The sequence below is a fragment of the Mycobacterium sp. E2497 genome, assembly GCF_001668695.1.
GTDB lineage: Bacteria > Actinomycetota > Actinomycetes > Mycobacteriales > Mycobacteriaceae > Mycobacterium.
Genome location: NZ_LZKD01000044.1, coordinates 1 through 2,431 on the forward strand (window position 1 = coordinate 1; position 2,431 = coordinate 2,431).

Genomic DNA, 2,431 nt, shown 5'->3' on the forward strand with positions numbered 1-2,431 from the left:
AAATGGGCTTGCTGCACTTCGGGCAGACCACCGGGTTGCCCCGGCACCCCTACGTTCGCACCGCGCCGGCCCCGCCTTCGACGGCCGAAGGTCCCCAATGCTTCGGCCTAAGGTCACCTCGGGGGCGAGGCGGGGCCGGCGGTCGGCGTGTTTGGATAGCGACATGCCTGACATGGAAATCGAAGGCGTCGTGAGCGCCACTCGCGTCATCGCGGCCAGCGCCGCGCGGATCTTCGATCTGATCGCCGATCCCGCCCGCCAGCCGAGCTGGGACGGGAACAACAATCTCGCGTCGGCCGCTCCAGGTCAGCGGGTCCGCGCGGTCGGCGACGTGTTCAAGACGACACTGACGAATGGGGCGGTACGGGAGAACCACGTCGTGGAATTCGTCGAAGGCAGCAAGATCGCCTGGTGTCCAGCCGAACCAAGGAAGCAGCCGCCAGGTCACCTGTGGCGCTGGGAGCTCAGCCCCGTGAACGCCGAACTCACCACGGTGACCCACACCTACGATTGGACCGCGCTGGCCGACCCGACTCGCCTCGAGCGTGCCCGCGCGACGACGCCGGAGATGTTGCGCGAATCCATGGACCGGCTCGCCATGGTCGCCCAAGCGCCCGACTAGGGAGGGAGCGGCTGAGTCAGCCGTTCTTACCGCGCACCCACTGCACGGTGCCGAAGTTCTTCACCCGCACGCTGACGAACCCGTGATCTTCCAGAATGTCGGCGATCTCGTCGTCGTCGAAGACGTGCGCCCCGACGTTGGGCAGCTTCTGGAAGAACCGGGCGGCCGGGCCGACGGTGGGCACCATGACGGCCAGCCTGCCACCCGGCCGCAGCACCCGCGCCATCTCGCCCAGGGCCGCCGCCGGGTTCGGAACCAGCTGCAACACGGCCGCCGAGACGACGGCGTCGACCGTGCTGTCGCGCAGCGGAAGTCGTTGGGCGTCGGCCTTGATGAAGCCGACCTGCGGCCCCGCCTCGTTGCGGACGGCGCGCGCGAGCATGGCCTCGGAGATGTCGACGCCCAGGGCCAGCCCGTCCGGGCCGGCCGCGCGCGCCAGCGACGCGGTGACGTTGCCCGGGCCCGACCCGACGTCCAGCGCGACACCGCCCGGGGGGATGTTCAGCCACTCGAGAGGGGTTTGCCAGGCGCTGATCAATCGGCGCGACAGGGCCTGGGCGTTGTCGTAGAGCATCGACCCGATCGGTGACGCCCAGGCCGCCTGGATCGGCCCGGTGTTCTTTGCGACGTCGCCGCCGCCGGCGGATTCGCCGCCGAGCAGATCGAGGTACCCCTTGCTGACGTCGGGGTCCGCCGGCGGATCCGCGAGCAGCTCCAGCGCCCGCCGCAGTGCCGGAGGCAGCGAAACGTGCACATCGGTCATGCGTACTCCTTCGCGTGAAAAACCAAGCCGCGCGCCGGAACCCGGCCGGCAAGCCCAGGAGACCGAAGTCCGCTGAGCCCCGATGGCAGCCATTGAACAGGCTAGCCGACCGGAGCGCGGCTACCGCCGGACGATCGCGTGCTCGCGCTGCAGCGAGTACAGCCTCCACTGGCCCGGCACGCCCCTGAGGGCGGCCTCGCCGCGGTCGCCGAAACGGTGCCGGGAGCCGGTGACGATGTCACGCACCGTGGACGACACCAGCACTTCGCCGGGTCCGGCCAGTGCCGCCACCCGCGCGCCGATATGCACCGCCATGCCGGCGACGTCGTTGCCGCGCACCTCCACCTCGCCCGCGTGAATGCCCACCCGCACCTCGATACCGAGCACACGCACCGCGTCGGTGATGGAGTCGGCGCAGGCGATGGCGGCGCTCGGGCTGGTGAAGGTCGCGACGAATCCGTCGCCGGCCGTGTTGACTTCACGCCCGCCGAACCGCTGCAGCTCGTGGCGCACGAGGGTGTCGTGGTTGTCGAGCAGGTCTCGCCACCGGTGGTCGCCGAGCAGCGCGGCTCGCTCGGTGGAGCCGACGATGTCGGTGAACACGATCGTGGTGAGCAGGCGTTCGGCGTCGGAGACGCCGCGCACGCCGGTGATGAATTCCTCGATCTCATCGAGGACGGGGGCGGTGTCGCCGACCCAGTACAGGGCGTCCCGGCCCGGCAGTTCGACCAGGCGTGACCCAGGGATGTGTTCAGCCAGATAGTGTGCGTGCCCGACGGGGCTGAAGTCGGGGTTGTCGCGATGCAGGATCAGTGTCGGCACGGCGACGCGGGGGAGCCGGTCGCGGACATCGCCCTCCCGGATCCTGTTGATGAAGGCGCGCGCCATGCTCGGCGATGCGGCCCGGTTGCCGGCCATGTCCCACCACGAGCGGAACGCGGCGTCACTCGCCACGGAGGGCGCGATGATGCCGAGCATGTCGAACCCCTGCTCGACGGCGTCCGGTTCCATCCCGACCGTCGTGAAGCGATCGGCGTCGTCGAGGT

General features: G+C 70.0%; 3 protein-coding genes. 1 reads left to right on the forward strand and 2 read right to left on the reverse strand.

Annotated elements, in window-relative coordinates:
• The first annotated feature begins 163 nt into the window (after positions 1 to 163).
• Positions 164 to 622, forward strand: a complete 459-nt coding sequence (locus A5713_RS04030) for an SRPBCC family protein (protein WP_067924236.1) — start codon at positions 164 to 166, stop codon at positions 620 to 622.
• Between the two features lie 16 nt (positions 623 to 638).
• On the opposite strand, the gene A5713_RS04035 is transcribed toward A5713_RS04030, so the two are convergent.
• Together A5713_RS04035 and A5713_RS04040 are read right to left on the reverse strand one after the other, a co-directional pair.
• On the reverse strand, positions 639 to 1,385 hold the full coding sequence (locus A5713_RS04035) for a methyltransferase domain-containing protein (RefSeq protein ID WP_067924235.1): 747 nt from the start codon (positions 1,383 to 1,385) through the stop codon (positions 639 to 641).
• A 120-nt stretch (positions 1,386 to 1,505) separates the two neighbouring features.
• The coding region (locus A5713_RS04040) for an adenylate/guanylate cyclase domain-containing protein (protein WP_068092784.1) at positions 1,506 to 2,431 on the reverse strand (926 nt) is incomplete at its 5' end.

Excerpts from the sequence above, each read along its gene's own strand:
- A5713_RS04030 (WP_067924236.1), top strand. The coding sequence starts at position 164 with ATGCCTGACATGGAAATCGAAGGCGTCGTGAGCGCCACTCGCGTCATC.
- A5713_RS04035 (WP_067924235.1), bottom strand. The coding sequence starts at position 1,385 with ATGACCGATGTGCACGTTTCGCTGCCTCCGGCACTGCGGCGGGCGCTG.